Source organism: Shewanella alkalitolerans, from assembly GCF_019457575.1.
GTDB classification, from domain to species: Bacteria; Pseudomonadota; Gammaproteobacteria; order Enterobacterales; family Shewanellaceae; genus Shewanella; species Shewanella loihica.
The window spans coordinates 3,414,514-3,429,052 of sequence record NZ_CP080422.1 but is presented as its reverse complement, the minus strand read 5'-3'; the positions used below and the strand labels follow the sequence as shown (position 1 = coordinate 3,429,052).

The window sequence follows — 14,539 nt, the reverse complement described above, 5'->3', positions numbered from 1 at the left end:
GTGAAGATGAAAAAGATTATGCTAGGAATGCTCATAGGTCTAAGCCTTGCAGCGCCATTGCAGGCACAGGGGCTGCACCTCTATCAAGATCCCATTCCACTGGGCAGCTATGTGACAGATTACGATGACATGCTGGACAAGGCCGTGTCTCGCAACCACTGGCGCTTCGAGCGTGAGGGGGACAAACGCTTCGCCAGACTGAGCTACAAGACCTACGAGATAAACGTCGAGCTGGTAGAGAGTGACAAGGGCATCGCCATCACGCTGATCGATGCCAAGCGCGAAGGCTGCACCAAGAACTGTGACGTCGATATGGGCAAGGTCAGTGGCTAGCTGGTCAAACTGCGCCGCACCATCGCCTATGATCTTACCCTGGCGGTACGGGATGACGCCTTGAGGCGCACGGTCAGATAAGAGTAGGCATAGATAAGCATTCGCTGACACTAAGTCATGCTAGATACAAAAAAGCCACTCGATTGAGTGGCTTTTTTCGTTACCCTTGAAAGCGGGTGATTAGTGCTTAAACATCGCAGAGATAGACTCTTCGTTGCTTACGCGGCGGATAGCTTCAGCCATCACGCTAGACATGGTCAGCTGAGTCACTTTATCCAGTGCCGCCATCTCTTCACTTAGTGGGATGGTGTCGGTCACGATCACTTCGTCGATCACAGACTCGGCGATGTTCTTAGGCGCGTTGCCTGAGAATACTGGGTGAGTGGCGTAAGCGAATACGCGGTTAGCACCGTGCTCTTTAAGTGCTTCGGCTGCTTTACACAGGGTACCGCCAGTGTCGATCATGTCGTCGACTATGATGCAGTCGCGGCCTTGAACGTCACCAATGATGTGCATCACCTGAGCAACGTTTGCCTGTGGGCGACGCTTGTCGATGATAGCCAGATCTGAGTCGTCCAGTAGCTTAGCTACGGCGCGTGCACGTACCACACCACCGATATCTGGTGAAACCACGACTGGGTTGTCCAGCTGCTTAGCCAGCATGTCTTCCAGCAGCACAGGGCTACCGAATACGTTATCTACAGGTACATCGAAGAAGCCCTGGATCTGCTCGGCGTGCAGGTCACAGGTCAATACGCGGTCAACACCAACGCTTGATAGGAAGTCGGCGACTACCTTAGCGGTAATAGGTACACGAGCACTGCGTACACGACGGTCTTGACGAGCGTAACCGAAGTAAGGAATAACCGCAGTAATACGGCCAGCAGATGCGCGACGTAACGCGTCTACCATAACGATAAGTTCCATCAGGTTATCGTTAGTAGGTGCACACGTAGATTGAATGATAAATACATCCGCCCCACGTACATTTTCGTTAATCTGGACACTGATTTCACCGTCACTGAAAACGCCAACCTCAGCGTCTCCGAGTTTACAAAATAGGCGATCTGCTATCTTCTTGGCGAGACTGGGGGTTGCGTTACCAGCAAATAGTTTAATGTCAGGCACTGTATGGACCTCAGGCGTATGCTTCATTGTAATTGTCGGGATAACCTAGGCTATCCCGCATGAACTTAGCGCTGCGTTAAGCGCAACGCTAATGGTGATTTATTTGTCCCCTTGGCGATGAAACCGCACAAACCCGCCGGCAATTTGGCAAAAACCTGCTCTGCCTGCTGGCGTGTGTCGAAGATACCGAATACACATGCTCCGGTTCCCGTCATTCTGGACGGCGCATATTCTATCAGCCACGCCAATGCTTTGGCAACTTGGGGGTATCGCTCGGCGACTCTGGGTTGGCAATCGTTGTGCCAGTCACTGCTCATTAAATCATTCATGGAGAGCTTAGGCGTATCCCGTGGTAGCAGGGGATCGTTAAACACCTCGGCGGTGGAAACGTGAACATCCGGGGTCAGGATTAGGTACCAATTTTCCGGCGCCTCGACCGGGATCAACTTCTCGCCGACCCCTTCGGCAAATGCCGCTAAACCATTAATAAAAACAGGGACATCAGCGCCAAGGGACAGGCCAATTTTCGCCAGTTCATCCTGTGATAATTGAGTCTGCCACAGATGATTCAGGGCGACCAGTGTGGTTGCCGCATCGGATGAGCCGCCACCTATGCCGCCGCCCATTGGTAGTTTTTTATCCAGCCAGATCTCGGCGCCTTGATGGGTACCTGTGTACTCCTGTAAAGATTTTGCAGCTTTTAGAATTAAGTTATCGCTATTTGCAACAACAGCTTCCATCTCGGAATGCAGGGAGAGCTTGCCGCTGTCATTGACGGCAAAATCCAGGTAGTCGCAGTAGTCGATAAACTGAAACAGGGTCTGTAGCTCGTGGTAGCCATCGGCGCGGCGGCCGTTGACGTGGAGAAACAGGTTGAGTTTAGCCGGTGCCGGCCAGGCGGTGGATCTATTGCTTGTCATCTGTCGATTCCGGTTGTGATGCGCGCTTGGGTGTCAGTGCCTGCCACTGGCTGACCTGTAGCTTTAAACGGATGTCGTCGCGCTCTAGCTGCAGCAGTCTCGGCAGCTCGGCGCCGCTCTGCTCTTGCCAGCTGTTGAAGCTGACGTGCCAGGGGCTGCTGCCCGTGTGGTTGAGCACTTCCTTGGGGCGACCCTGTTCATCGACGGCGACCACCTCATCCTGAGCGGAAACCTGCCCCGTGATCCACAGGGGCAGGGTGTCGACCGGAATCGACCAGCCGGTGAGGTGCCTGAGCAGCTCTTCGGCGTCGCTGTCCTGATACACCTTGTCTTCTATCTCCAGGCTCGCCTGATTAGGGGTCTTGTTAAGGATCATGACAGTGGTGCCCAGCATAGTGGTCAGGGTCAGGTCGTCATTGGTCTGGGTATGGAACCAGTAGAGGTTGGTGCTGAATTTATCGTCCGGGGTGCGCACCGCCAACTTGCCCTGTAGCTCCCAGGCCTCTGCCTGGTTAGCACTTTCTACCTGTGTTGGGGCGTAGTCGATCGGTTTGTGGGAGGCACAGCCGGCGAGGGTCATTAGCGCTAAGGCCGCACAGCTTGCCGAAATTTTTGTGAAGTAGTTCAAATTATTCATCTATGGCTAAAATCACTAGCGCATATCATACGAGGGCTGACTTTAAATACCAACGACTAATCCCAAATTTCCTGCCAGCCTAGGCTAGGGTTAGCAATGGCTAATTTTCGCCTAGGCCTGATGGCTTGATTTTAAGCCTCAGGTTTAATAGAAAAAAGTTGTGACAAGCCAGATTATTGTTCGGTTTTGTTAAGCGTATTCTGTTTTTAGTCGACTCAATTGCGTAGAATGACTGGCATTAAGTGAGATGATTCGGGCCTATGGCCGGTAGTCAATGAACTCGCAAGATTAACAGACCCTAGAGACCAGAAAGAGTCAGATGAGCCTTGTAGCAATCGGTATTAATCATAAAACAGCCACTGTAGACCTACGAGAAAAGGTAGCGTTTGCGCCTGATAAAATTCATGAAGCGATGAAGAGTCTTGCCAGTCGGACTAAGACAGGGGAGGCGGTGATCGTCTCGACCTGTAACCGCACCGAGCTCTATTGCAACACGGGTGATGAGGCGGATGTGATCAGCTGGCTGGAGTCTTATCATCAGTTATCTCATGATGACGTATTGCCCTGCCTGTACAAGTATCAGGGGCAGCAGGTGGTACAGCATCTGATGCGAGTCTCGTCGGGACTCGACTCGCTCATTTTGGGCGAACCGCAGATCTTAGGTCAGGTGAAGCAATCTTTCGTGAAGGCCAAAGAGGCCGGCACGGTTGCGGTCACCATGGACAGACTGTTCCAAAATACCTTCTCGGTGGCCAAGAAGGTGCGCACCGAGACAGAGATCGGTGCCGCCGCCGTATCGGTCGCCTTTGCGGCTGTGAGCATGGCCAAACATATTTTCTCGGCGCTGAGCGCCACTAAGGTGCTGCTGATCGGCGCCGGTGAGACCATAGAGCTGGTGGCACGCCACCTGAAAGACAATGGTGTCGACTCCATGATAGTCGCCAACCGTACCATTTCCCGCGCCGAAGCCATGTGTGAAGAGTTCGGTGCGACGGCAATTACGCTCGAACAGATACCAGATTTTCTCCCTAAGGCCGATATCGTGATATCCTCTACCGCCAGCCCATTACCTATACTGGGTAAAGGCATGGTAGAAAAAGCGCTTAAGCAGCGTCGTCATCAACCTATGTTATTGGTTGATATAGCAGTTCCTAGAGATATCGAGGCCGAAGTTGCCGATCTGGACGATGCCTTCTTATACACGGTTGACGATCTGCAAAGCATCATTGAACAGAATATGGCCTCCCGACGTGAGGCGGCCGAGAAAGCTGAATTAATTGTTGAAGAGGAATCTCATCATTTCATGGAGTGGATTCGATCGTTAGAGTCGGTCGACAGCATCCGTGAATACCGAAGCCAGAGTATGGCGATAAGAGATGAGTTGGTCGAGCGAGCGATCAATAAGTTGGCCCAGGGTGGTGATAGCGAGCAGCTAATACTGGAACTGGCGAACAAGTTGACCAATAAGTTGATCCACGCCCCGACCCAGGCGCTCACCCAGGCGAGTCGCCGCGGTGACCTCAATAGCTTAGGACAATTAAGAGCAGCGCTCGGACTAGATAAAGACTAAGGTTAGCGTTGTAATGAAGGACAGTGTTATTCGCAAGCTCGAAGGCTTGCTTGAGCGTAATGAAGAGGTTTTGGCGCTGCTGAGTGATGCGGAAATCATCGCCGATCAGGAGCGTTTTCGCGCTCTGTCCAAAGAGTATTCTCAACTCGAAGACGTGGTAAAGAGCTTCAAGGCTTACCGTCAGGCCGAAGAAGATCTTGCCTCGGCGCAAGAGATGCTCGCCGAAGATGACGCCGATCTGAAAGAGATGGCGCAAGAAGAGATTAAAGAAGCCAAGGCGACCCTGGATGTCTTGGAAGGCGAGCTGCAGATCCTGCTGCTGCCAAAAGATCCTAAAGATGACAACAACGCCTTCCTCGAGATCCGCGCCGGTGCCGGTGGCGACGAGGCGGCTATTTTTGCCGGTGACCTGTTCCGCATGTACAGCCGCTACTGCGAGGCAAACCGCTGGCAGATGGAGATCATGAACGCCAACGAAGGCGAACATGGTGGCTTCAAAGAGATCATCGTTAAAGTCTCAGGCGATGGCGTCTATGGCAAGCTCAAGTTCGAGTCGGGCGGACACCGCGTACAGCGCGTGCCTGAAACCGAATCTCAAGGACGTGTGCATACCTCGGCCTGTACCGTGGTGGTAATGCCTGAGATCCCAGAAGCTGAAGCGATCGAAATCAATCCTGCCGACCTTAAGGTCGACACCTTCCGAGCCTCGGGCGCCGGTGGTCAGCACGTTAACAAGACAGATTCTGCTATTCGTATTACCCATATTCCTTCGGGTATCGTGGTGGAGTGTCAGGATCAGCGCTCGCAGCATAAAAACCGCGCCCAGGCCATGAGCGTCTTGGCCGCCCGAATTCAGGCGGTGGAAGATGAGAAGCGCCGCAGTGAAGAGGAATCGACACGTCGTAACCTGGTGGCCAGTGGTGACCGCTCGGAGCGTGTGCGTACCTATAACTTCCCTCAGGGACGTGTGAGCGAGCACAGAATCAACTTGACCCTCTATCGCCTCAGCGAAGTGATGGAAGGCGACCTCGATGCCATCCTCGGCCCCTTGATGCAGGAAAACCAAGCCGACATGTTAGCAGCCCTTTCCGAAGGTTAATCATGCTATCATTGCCGCAAGGTGATTAAGGATAAGCTTTGTTCCAGACGTTAGCACAGGCCCTCGAATGGGCCTCGACTCGACTCCAGAATGTGTCTGACAGTGCCAAGCTCGATGCCGAGGTGATGCTGCTGCATATCATTCATAAGCAGCGCAGTTATCTCTATACCTGGCCAGACGAGCGTCTGACCAGCGAGCAGGTGACCGAGTATAAGCAGATGGTCGGTCGCCGCGAGTTAGGTACTCCCATCGCTCACATCGTCGGTGAGCGGGAGTTCTGGTCGCTGCCCTTCATGGTCAACCCCACCACGCTGATCCCGCGCCCGGATACCGAGATTTTGGTAGAGACGGCCCTTAACCTGCCGCTGGCGGAGAATGCTAAGGTGCTGGACCTGGGGACTGGTACCGGGGCGATTGCCCTGTCGCTGGCCTTCGAGCGTAGCCACTGGCAGATCACCGCGGTAGATAAGGTGCTCGAGGCCGTTGCCCTGGCCAAGGCCAACCGTGACAACCTTAAGCTGCCTCAGGTGGAGGTGTTGCAGAGTGACTGGTTCGATGCCATCAATCGTTATGACTTCAACCTGATCGTCTCCAATCCGCCCTATATCGATGAGGAAGATGAGCACCTGTCCCAAGGGGACGTGCGCTTCGAACCCCATAGCGCGCTCACCGCAGGAGAACATGGCTATGCGGATCTCTTCTACATCGCCGAGGCCGCTCGCGATTATCTGGCGCCCGGCGGCTATCTGCTGCTTGAGCATGGTTTCGGCCAGGCTCTTACGGTGCGCGATAAGATGATCGAGCTGGGTTACGAGGCGGTCGCTACAGTACGCGATTTTGGCAGCAACGACAGGTGCACCCTGGGTCGCTGGCCAAGAAAGTTGGATTTGATAGCTTCTTAGCTTAAGCCGCAGCGCTAGCACTTCACCGCGCGACACTAAAAACGCCATGGGCCTGAGCCTGTGGCGTTTTCTTTTCGTAATATTGTCGTTCTGTTTTAATGCCTCCCAGGATAGTCCATACTCAACAGGTCGCAGGCTAGGGCTGACCTAGCGTCTCAGGAAAACACCATGAAAATGATCGCTATGTTACTGGCCTTGTTAATCATCGGCCTCTTGTATTATCAGCAACTCGCCAAGCAACCTGTGCTCAGCGAGCAGACCGAGGCGGCCCTGGAGGCCAGTCAAGGCACTGGCCCTAAGGTGCCGACCCGCCCGGATGAAATCGCCACCTTCGAAAAGGAGATGAACGCCATGATGCAGGAGGAGGCCGAGAAGCGGGCCAAGGCGTTAAAAGAAGCCGAGGGCCAGTAGCGCTTAAAGGAGAAGCCGCTACTGTTTGAAGAAGCCTCAGGCGGTCAAAATTGATTCTCTAAGGCTGGTTAACTTAGGCTGGCTCGCTAAAGCTGGCTCGCTTAGATTTAATCGCTTAGATTTGCTCGCTTAGAGCGTCTTGGTCATAAAGTACTTGCAACCCGTCGCCGGGTATTGTTTCTGAGTCCACTCCAGTCGATAGCCTCTGGCCTCGTAGAAGGGACGTGCCTGAAAATTTAGGGTATCTAAGATGGCATAGATGCAGCCTCGATCCCTGGCGATACGCTCGGCCTCTTGTAACATCTGGCTGCCAATCTGTTGTCCTCTGAGCGACTCGCTCACCCAGAAGTTATCTATCATCAGCCAGTTGCCGAATGTGCGCGCCGACAGGCCGGCGATCATCTCTCCTGCCTCATTCTCCAGCTTAAGCCCTAGGGGTAAGCGCTCGCTCACCTCCCAACGCTGCCAGTTAAACTCGGCGATTTTTTGTTTCACCCTGTCGGCGAATTCATCGGAGTCATCATGGGTAAAGTTAATTTTGCTATCTGTATTCAAGTGACGTTTCCTGTATGAAAATTATCTGGCGGCATTATCGCTAAGAATCAAGAGTATGATATTGGTGCCCCGGCCTTTGATCGGGTACACTAGCGCCTTTGCGAGCCACGAAAGAAGATATAATGGACAGTTTATACCCAGCTATTAAGCATATACACCTCACCCTGATTGCCGTGAGTGTGCTGTTTTTTATCGTACGATTTGTGCTGCATCTTAAACAATCAGCCATCATGGACAAGAAATTTGTTAAGATAGCGCCCCATGTGATCGATACCTTCCTGCTGCTCTCCGGCCTAACCTTATGCTTCATCATCAAGCAGTATCCGTTTCAGGATGCTTGGTTGACCGAGAAGATAGGCGCAGTGATCGCTTACATCTTCCTGGCGGCTATCTCGCTTAAGGCTAACCGTAACAAACTCTTCAAGACCTTCGCCGCCCTAGGCGCGCTGGCCTGGGTGATGTACGCTGCGAAAATTGCCATGTTTAAACAAGCAATATTAATGAGCTAATGACAAACCTGATCTTAAACGAGGCGCTCTCCCTTCCAGAGAGCGCCTTTGATATTTCCGAGCATCTGGGATTTTCCGATAAGGAAGCGGCTAAGTGGGCCTGGTACGAGCTAGCGGGCTCTGTACTTAGCCACTATCTGGTCGACAGAGAAGCCCGTCTCGAGGCGCTGTTGCAATGGTTCTATCAGGATCTCGGCTTCTGTGCGCGAGAGTCCTATTTCAGTATCGAGGCGGCGGATCTCGCCAGCTGCATCACCACGCGGCAGGGTAACAGTACCACCCTGGCAAGCGTGCTTATGCTGCTGGGTAAGCAACTGGATCTGGTGTTGCAGCCGCTGCTGTTGCCGGGCACCACAGTGCTGAGCTGTCGTATCGACGATAGGGTGCGCTATATCGACCCGCTCACCGGGCAATCCCTGACTCGTCATCAACTGCATGTGTTGGTGCGCGGCGAGTTAGGCAATGGCGCGCCTTTTAAGCCGCGTTATCTGAAGCCTGCGAGCCTCAAGCGCCTGCTGTCACGCATGCTGCATGAGCTCAAGGCCGGCGCCATCCTGGCGAGCAAGTTTGAGAGCGCCATGGAGTGCTGTAACTTATTGCTGCAGTGGCACCAAGATGACCTGAATCTTAACCGGGAGCGGGCCTTTATCGCCCAGCAGCTAGGTTGTATCAGCGTCGCGGCGGCGGACCTGCGACACTTTGTCGATAACAGTCCCCATGACCCAGTGACCGAGCTGGTCAAATTACAGTTAAAAGAGCTCAACGACGAGGTTGAGGTCTATCATTAACCCTTAGCGTCGAGGCCAGGAAGGCTAGGCGCGGGGCGAAATTTGCCGCGATTGCCAATCGGCTTTAGCGGCCACCACTATAACTACAACAATAAATAACCCATACAAAATAAAAGGGAGAAGAGATGAGCAGTACCGCGATAGTCAGCAATGACGCCACGGCATTAGTCACCAATGATGCCACGGGCCTGGGCCTGTTGGCGGTGATCTTAGGATTCGTGTTTTATACCAATAGCAGCCAGCACCCATTTTGGGTGAAGTTCTATCGTTTCATTCCTGCGCTGCTGCTGTGCTACTTCCTGCCTTCTCTGCTCAACTCCTTTAATATCCTGGATGGCGATACCTCAAACCTCTATTTTGTCGCCTCCCGTTACCTGTTACCCGCCTGTCTGGTGCTGCTGATCTTAAGTGTCGACCTCAAGGCGATCCTAAGCCTTGGCCCCAAGGCGATTGTGATGTTTTTAACCGGTACCGTCGGCATAGTGATAGGGGGGCCAATTGCCTTACTCATCGTGTCGACCCTCAACCCTGAGATCCTCGGAGTGACTGGCCCAGATGCGGTCTGGCGCGGCATGACTACCCTGGCCGGCAGCTGGATCGGCGGCGGCGCCAACCAGGCGGCGATGAAGGAGATCTACGAGGCCGGTGGCAACATCTTTTCCATCATGGTGACGGTCGATGTGATCGTGGCCAACATCTGGATGGCGGTGCTGCTGTTTATGGCCTCTAAGGCCAAGGAGATCGATGCCAAGACGGGCGCCGATACCCGCGCCATCGAGACCCTCAAGCAGAAGGTGGAGAAGTATCACGCAGAAAACGCCCGTATCGCCAGCCTGCGAGATCTGATGATGATAGTCGCCGTGGGCTTTGGTATCACGGGCCTGGCCCATGTGATCGCCGATTTCCTTGGCCCCTTCTTCGAGGCCAACTATCCTTGGACTCGCGATTACAGCCTGACCTCTAAGTTCTTCTGGCTGATCGTGACGGTGACTACCATTGGCCTGGCCATGTCCTTCACTCCTGTGCGCCATCTTGAGGCGGCGGGGGCTTCTAAGGTCGCCTCGGCGTTCCTCTATATCCTGGTGGCGACGATCGGCCTGCATATGGATGTGTTCAAACTGTTTGACCCGGCCAACCTCTGGTATTTCGCCATCGGCATCATCTGGATGATAGTCCACGCCGGTTTCATGTTGCTGGTGGCCAAGCTTATCCGCGCGCCACTGTTTTACATGGCGGTGGGCAGTCAGGCCAACGTCGGCGGCGCGGCCTCGGCGCCCGTGGTGGCCGCGGCCTTCCATCCGGCCCTGGCACCTGTCGGTGTACTCCTGGCCGTATTAGGCTATGCTGTAGGCACCTATATGGCGTGGGTGTGTGGTCAGATACTGCAGGTCGTGGCCCAATAAAGAATTTGATTCCTGCCGGGCTTGCCCCGGCTTCTTAAGAGAGAAGTAGCGATGAGTAATAAAACCATAAAGTTAGGTAGCATTGAAATTGCAAACGACAAGCCTTTTGTCCTGTTTGGCGGCATGAATGTGCTCGAGTCGCGAGACCTGGCCATGCAGATCGCAGAGACCTATGCGGAAGTTACTCAGAAGCTGGGGATCCCTTATGTGTTTAAGGCATCGTTCGACAAGGCTAACCGCTCATCGGTGAACTCTTACCGTGGCCCAGGCATGGAAGAGGGACTGAAGATCTTCCAGGAGATTAAGGATACCTTTAAGCTGCCGCTGATCACCGACGTGCATGAACCCTACCAGTGCCAGCCGGTGGCCGAGGTGGTGGATATCATTCAGCTGCCCGCCTTCCTGGCACGTCAGACGGATCTCGTGGTCGCCATGGCCAAGACTGGCGCCATCATCAACGTGAAGAAGCCGCAGTTCCTGGCGCCCCATGAGATGCGTCATATCATCACCAAGTTTAACGAGGCGGGTAACGACGAGATCATCCTGTGTGAGCGCGGCTCTTGTTTCGGTTACAACAACCTGGTGGTCGACATGCTGGGCATGGATGAGATGAAGCAGTCGGGTTACCCAGTGATCTTCGATGCAACCCACGCCCTACAGCGTCCAGGCGGACGTGCCGATAGCGCAGGCGGTCGTCGTGCCCAGGCCACCGAGCTGGCCCGTAGCGGCATGGCGCTTGGCTTGGCGGGTCTGTTTATCGAGGCGCACCCGGATCCAGACAATGCCAAGTGTGACGGCCCATGTGCTTTGCCACTGCATCAGCTGGAAAACTATTTGACCCAGATGAAGGCAATCGACGATCTGGTGAAGTCTTTCGACCCAATCGATACCAGCAAGTAAGCGAGCCTTCACTCAGACTGCTGTTAATCTAGGTCGACATCGAGGTCGACATAATGCTGAAGCCCCGCCTGTGCGGGGCTTTTTGTTGTCCGTTAAATTGTCTCAGGCACCTGCGCTTTAGCTTGCCATCGTCCTAAGGCTTAATCACACGGCTCACTGTCCATGAGGCATTTTCACTCGCCCGGCTGGCGGTTAGGCGTTAGGCTAGTAGCCCCTTTTTGTGAGAGTCGCTTATGTGGATTGTCTTTACCTTTCTCGCCGCCTTCATGCAGTCCTGGCGTAATGCCCTGCAGAGTCAGCTGAGTCGTGATGTCAAGGTGGCCGGGGTGACACTGGCGCGCTTTATTTGGGCGGGTCCTATCGCCGCCTGTTATCTCATGGCCCTCTATCTCTGGCTGCCGTCAGAACAGGCCATTGGCGTCTCGCTTTTTCCCACCCCATTCTGGGGTTTCGTGCTCGGCGCCGCCTTGATGCAGATTGTGGCCACGGGTTTGATGGTGAAACTGTTTCAGCTCAGAGACTTCGCCATAGGCGCTGGTCTTGCCAAGAGCGAGGCGATCGTCGCTGCCGTGTTTGGTGCCCTGTTTTTCGGCACCCAACTGAGCCTGCTGGGTTGGCTCGGCGTGGTGATTGGCGCGGTGGCCGTGCTCCTGATGAGCAAGGGGGCTGGGGTTGCCAGGCTCTCGCCTCAGGTGTTGCTGTTGGGACTCGCCTGCGGCAGCGCTTTTGCGCTCACCTCGCTCTGGGTCAGAGAGGCGAGCCTGGTGCTGACTCTGCCCTTTCCCCACAGCGCCGCCTGGGTGCTGTTTTGGGTGATAAGCGTGCAGACCGTCCTCTTGCTGCTGTTTCTCTACTTGCAGGACCGTCAGACCCTGGCGGCCCTGTGGCGTCGGCCTAAGCTGACCCTGGCTATCAGCGTGACCAGCTGCCTGGGTTCCATCGGCTGGTTCAGCGCCATGGCCTTGCAGGCGGTGCCCTATGTGAAGACCTTAGGTCAGGTTGAGGTGTTTTTTACCCTCATCGTGGCGGGGAGTTATCTCAAGCAGAAGGTGAAGCCTAAGGAGATGACCGCCTTGCTGCTGATCGCAGTGGCGGCCATCTTGGTCATCTGGGGATGATGCTGTCTTAGGCTGTCTGGTAGCGGGCGAGGATCTTGCCCAGACTCTCAGAGGCCTGCGACAGCTGGCTGACGCCTATCGAGGACTGGTTGGCCAGCTCCTTGATCACGTTGGCCTGCTGGCGTATCTCACTCAGCTCGGAGGCGATATCGTTGGCCACGGCGCTCTGCTCCTCCGAGGAGGCAGCGATCTGGAAGCTCATGTCGATAACCGATTGCGACGACTCGTTGATGGCGCTGACGTCTGTGCCTATCTCGGTGATTAGCGACTGGCTGGATTCGGCCTGCTTGACCGTGCGCTGGGTGATGTTGTCTATGTTATTGGTTTCTTGCTGCAGGTTCTCGATCATCGCTTGAATTTCCACCGTGGCCGACTGAGTGCGGCTGGCCAGGGTTCTCACCTCGTCGGCAACCACGGCGAAGCCGCGGCCCATCTCTCCGGCGCGGGCAGCTTCTATGGCGGCGTTAAGCGCCAGCAGGTTGGTCTGCTCTGAGATGGCGTTGATCGTGGTGATCACTTCGTTGATTTTGGTGGCATTCACCTTGAGGGTGCTGACCGAATCTGAGGTCTGCTCGATAAAGCCCGACAGTTGCTCGATATCCTTGATCGCCTTTTGCACCCGCTCATAGCTCTGACGGATAGACTGTGAGTTTTGCTCCACTTTCTCCACCGAGCTGTTGGAGATGTTGGATACCTCACCGGCGGAGGCCGTCATCTCTTCCATAGCGGTGGCAACCGAGTCGAGGGATTGGTATTGCTGCTCGATCTGGCGCTCGCTCTCCTGATTCTCCGAGGCAAAGGAGCTGGCGGTGTGATGCAATGTCTCGGCATTATCTTTCACCGTGACCACAAGCTCGGTGAGCGTGTCCATGGCGTTGTCCAGGGCGCAGCCTATGGTGCCAAACTCGTCGCGACCCGGGTGAAAGCCCAGGCGTGAGGTGAGGTCACCCTTGGCGATATTCTTGGTGGTGGTCCATAGCACCCAGAGGGCGCCGCCGATGAAGGTGGCGTTCCAGTAGAGCAGCACGGCGAACGGCAGTAACCAGAGATAGGTAAGCAACAGGCTGTAGAGGGCCGACTGTTTGGCGTCGCGCTCGCGGCTGGCGACATTCTGCGTCAGCGACAGGTTTTGCCCCGCGGCGCTGCGCACCACGGCAGTGACGCTGTCTTGGCTGCGGCTTGAGCTTGCCTGGCCGCTGGGTTGAATATTTAGGCTGGCAAACTTATCGGTCTGGCCGCTGGTTTCCAGGGCGCGTACCATGCCCGATAGCTCACTTTCCAGCGCAGTCATCGAGGCTTGTTCTATGGCATCTATGCTGCCTTGATAGCGGCTGACGCCGATGCAGGTGATGGCGATGAAAAACAGCGCCCCAATGACCCAAAATTTATCGTTAATAGACATCTTGATGAAGAGTTTGTCTATGGTGCGAAAATTAACTTCTCTCATAGTTTTTTTCCGTCTCGAATTAAGGCTGAGGCCTTAGACAATAGTAGAATAAAATGCGGCGACATCCTTAAAATTACGCCTTTTTTACCAATAAATACAGGATGGTTTAACGTTTTTTTTACATAGGTTGCGGCGCACCTGTCCTAGGTCAAGCTTGCCATTCGTCCCTTAAGGGCGCGGTATAGCGTCAGCGCCAATTGGCTGGCCAACAGACCAAAGCTTGCTCCGGCCAGCAGATCCCCGAGATAGTGATAGTTGAGGCTCAATTGCCCGGCGATGACGGCAAGCATGCAGCCAAGCCAGAGGGGCATCAGCTTAGGCGTGTGGCGCCAGAAGGTGAAGGCGAGGGCGAAGGTTAGCAGTGCATGGCCCGAGGGGAAAGAATCATAGGCGAGTCCCTGGGCAAAGGGATGAAACGCCTCGATACGATCGGCTACCCAGGAGGGATTATGGCCATCAGCCAAGGTAATCCAGCTCTCCGGCCAGGTGCGGCCAAAGAGCAGTTTGGCGACCCAGCGAATCGAGAAGGCCAGCGCCAGGGTGAGCCCCAGCTCAATGGCGAGTGCCTGGAACCTGGCGCGAAAGCGCTCGCTGATGCAGGCAAAGATAGTCAGCCCTGCCAGAAACTCCAGTAACAGAGGGGTCTTACTCACGAGCTTTAGCGTGGGATGAGACAGCTGCTGGGCGTGCATCAGATCCGCCAGCTGGCGATCGATAAGGTGAACCGAGATTAGCACCAAGGTAAGCAGCAGGCCATAGAGGAGCAGGGCGCCCTTGGCGCTCCTGGGAAATAGATGTTTTAGCATGGAATTGTGCATC

Annotated in this window: 16 protein-coding genes; 10 read left to right on the top strand and 6 right to left on the bottom strand. The window is 54.7% G+C overall.

Annotated elements, in window-relative coordinates; translation table 11 throughout:
• Window positions 1–6: 6 nt before the first annotated feature.
• Complete coding sequence (locus K0J45_RS14960) at window positions 7–333, top strand: hypothetical protein (protein ID WP_258406703.1); 327 nt, start codon at window positions 7–9, stop codon at window positions 331–333.
• 180 nt (window positions 334–513) lie between these two features.
• On the opposite strand, the gene K0J45_RS14955 is transcribed toward K0J45_RS14960, so the two are convergent.
• From K0J45_RS14955 to lolB, 3 genes are all read right to left on the bottom strand, one after another.
• Window positions 514–1,461 (bottom strand): ribose-phosphate pyrophosphokinase, encoded by a 948-nt coding sequence (locus tag K0J45_RS14955; RefSeq protein WP_041407381.1) that lies wholly within the window; start codon window positions 1,459–1,461, stop codon window positions 514–516.
• A gap of 65 nt (window positions 1,462–1,526) precedes the next feature.
• On the bottom strand, window positions 1,527–2,381 hold the full coding sequence (ispE, locus tag K0J45_RS14950) for a 4-(cytidine 5'-diphospho)-2-C-methyl-D-erythritol kinase (protein WP_220043128.1): 855 nt from the start codon (window positions 2,379–2,381) through the stop codon (window positions 1,527–1,529).
• On the bottom strand, window positions 2,368–3,018 hold the full coding sequence (gene lolB / locus K0J45_RS14945; protein WP_220043127.1) for a lipoprotein insertase outer membrane protein LolB: 651 nt from the start codon (window positions 3,016–3,018) through the stop codon (window positions 2,368–2,370). The genes ispE and lolB overlap by 14 nt, the downstream gene beginning before the upstream one ends.
• 319 nt (window positions 3,019–3,337) lie before the next feature.
• Here lolB and hemA point away from each other — a divergent pair, with 319 nt between their 5' ends.
• The 4 genes from hemA to K0J45_RS14925 all read left to right on the top strand — a co-directional run bounded on the left by hemA (window position 3,338) and on the right by K0J45_RS14925 (window position 7,000).
• Entirely contained in the window at window positions 3,338–4,588 is a 1,251-nt protein-coding gene (hemA, locus tag K0J45_RS14940; RefSeq protein WP_011866710.1) for a glutamyl-tRNA reductase, read from the top strand.
• 13 nt (window positions 4,589–4,601) lie between these two features.
• Complete coding sequence (gene prfA, locus K0J45_RS14935; RefSeq protein ID WP_144203669.1) at window positions 4,602–5,687, top strand: peptide chain release factor 1; 1,086 nt, start codon at window positions 4,602–4,604, stop codon at window positions 5,685–5,687.
• A 38-nt stretch (window positions 5,688–5,725) separates the two neighbouring features.
• Window positions 5,726–6,589 (top strand): peptide chain release factor N(5)-glutamine methyltransferase, encoded by an 864-nt coding sequence (gene prmC / locus K0J45_RS14930; RefSeq protein ID WP_220043126.1) that lies wholly within the window; start codon window positions 5,726–5,728, stop codon window positions 6,587–6,589.
• Window positions 6,590–6,757: 168 nt separating this feature from the next.
• On the top strand, window positions 6,758–7,000 hold the full coding sequence (locus K0J45_RS14925) for a hypothetical protein (protein ID WP_220043125.1): 243 nt from the start codon (window positions 6,758–6,760) through the stop codon (window positions 6,998–7,000).
• Window positions 7,001–7,129: 129 nt separating this feature from the next.
• Here K0J45_RS14925 and K0J45_RS14920 read toward each other — a convergent pair whose 3' ends face one another.
• A complete protein-coding gene (locus K0J45_RS14920; protein ID WP_258406702.1) occupies window positions 7,130–7,555 on the bottom strand; it encodes a GNAT family N-acetyltransferase in 426 nt (141 codons plus the stop codon).
• Window positions 7,556–7,677: 122 nt separating this feature from the next.
• On the opposite strand from K0J45_RS14920, the gene K0J45_RS14915 reads away from it, so the two are divergent.
• The 5 genes from K0J45_RS14915 (at window position 7,678) to K0J45_RS14895 (ending at window position 12,273) form a co-directional block, all read left to right on the top strand.
• On the top strand, window positions 7,678–8,064 hold the full coding sequence (locus K0J45_RS14915; protein ID WP_011866704.1) for a SirB2 family protein: 387 nt from the start codon (window positions 7,678–7,680) through the stop codon (window positions 8,062–8,064).
• A complete protein-coding gene (locus tag K0J45_RS14910) occupies window positions 8,064–8,852 on the top strand; it encodes a transglutaminase family protein (RefSeq protein ID WP_220043124.1) in 789 nt (262 codons plus the stop codon). Before K0J45_RS14915 ends, K0J45_RS14910 begins: the two co-directional genes overlap by 1 nt.
• Before the next feature lie 125 nt (window positions 8,853–8,977).
• On the top strand, window positions 8,978–10,255 hold the full coding sequence (locus K0J45_RS14905; RefSeq protein ID WP_220043123.1) for a DUF819 family protein: 1,278 nt from the start codon (window positions 8,978–8,980) through the stop codon (window positions 10,253–10,255).
• 51 nt (window positions 10,256–10,306) lie between these two features.
• Window positions 10,307–11,155, top strand: coding sequence for a 3-deoxy-8-phosphooctulonate synthase (gene kdsA, locus K0J45_RS14900; protein WP_220043122.1), 849 nt, complete (start codon window positions 10,307–10,309; stop codon window positions 11,153–11,155).
• A 233-nt stretch (window positions 11,156–11,388) separates the two neighbouring features.
• Window positions 11,389–12,273 carry a multidrug transporter gene (locus tag K0J45_RS14895; protein WP_220043121.1) on the top strand — a complete coding sequence of 295 codons (885 nt, stop codon included), beginning with the start codon at window positions 11,389–11,391 and terminating at the stop codon, window positions 12,271–12,273.
• A gap of 7 nt (window positions 12,274–12,280) precedes the next feature.
• Here the strand turns inward: K0J45_RS14895 and K0J45_RS14890 are convergent, their stop codons facing one another.
• Together K0J45_RS14890 and K0J45_RS14885 are read right to left on the bottom strand one after the other, a co-directional pair.
• Window positions 12,281–13,720: a methyl-accepting chemotaxis protein gene (locus tag K0J45_RS14890; protein ID WP_220043120.1), complete on the bottom strand. Its 1,440-nt coding sequence runs from the start codon at window positions 13,718–13,720 to the stop codon at window positions 12,281–12,283.
• Window positions 13,721–13,863: 143 nt separating this feature from the next.
• Window positions 13,864–14,526, bottom strand: a complete 663-nt coding sequence (locus tag K0J45_RS14885) for a phosphatase PAP2 family protein (protein WP_258406701.1) — start codon at window positions 14,524–14,526, stop codon at window positions 13,864–13,866.
• Window positions 14,527–14,539 lie beyond the last annotated feature (13 nt).

Excerpts from the sequence above, each read along its gene's own strand:
- K0J45_RS14960 (WP_258406703.1), top strand. The coding sequence starts at position 7 with ATGAAAAAGATTATGCTAGGAATGCTCATAGGTCTAAGCCTTGCAGCG.
- ispE (WP_220043128.1), bottom strand. The coding sequence starts at position 2,381 with ATGACAAGCAATAGATCCACCGCCTGGCCGGCACCGGCTAAACTCAAC.
- lolB (WP_220043127.1), bottom strand. The coding sequence starts at position 3,018 with ATGAATAATTTGAACTACTTCACAAAAATTTCGGCAAGCTGTGCGGCC.
- hemA (WP_011866710.1), top strand. The coding sequence starts at position 3,338 with ATGAGCCTTGTAGCAATCGGTATTAATCATAAAACAGCCACTGTAGAC.
- prfA (WP_144203669.1), top strand. The coding sequence starts at position 4,602 with ATGAAGGACAGTGTTATTCGCAAGCTCGAAGGCTTGCTTGAGCGTAAT.
- K0J45_RS14925 (WP_220043125.1), top strand. The coding sequence starts at position 6,758 with ATGAAAATGATCGCTATGTTACTGGCCTTGTTAATCATCGGCCTCTTG.
- K0J45_RS14915 (WP_011866704.1), top strand. The coding sequence starts at position 7,678 with ATGGACAGTTTATACCCAGCTATTAAGCATATACACCTCACCCTGATT.
- K0J45_RS14910 (WP_220043124.1), top strand. The coding sequence starts at position 8,064 with ATGACAAACCTGATCTTAAACGAGGCGCTCTCCCTTCCAGAGAGCGCC.
- K0J45_RS14905 (WP_220043123.1), top strand. The coding sequence starts at position 8,978 with ATGAGCAGTACCGCGATAGTCAGCAATGACGCCACGGCATTAGTCACC.
- kdsA (WP_220043122.1), top strand. The coding sequence starts at position 10,307 with ATGAGTAATAAAACCATAAAGTTAGGTAGCATTGAAATTGCAAACGAC.
- K0J45_RS14895 (WP_220043121.1), top strand. The coding sequence starts at position 11,389 with ATGTGGATTGTCTTTACCTTTCTCGCCGCCTTCATGCAGTCCTGGCGT.
- K0J45_RS14890 (WP_220043120.1), bottom strand. The coding sequence starts at position 13,720 with ATGAGAGAAGTTAATTTTCGCACCATAGACAAACTCTTCATCAAGATG.
- K0J45_RS14885 (WP_258406701.1), bottom strand. The coding sequence starts at position 14,526 with ATGCTAAAACATCTATTTCCCAGGAGCGCCAAGGGCGCCCTGCTCCTC.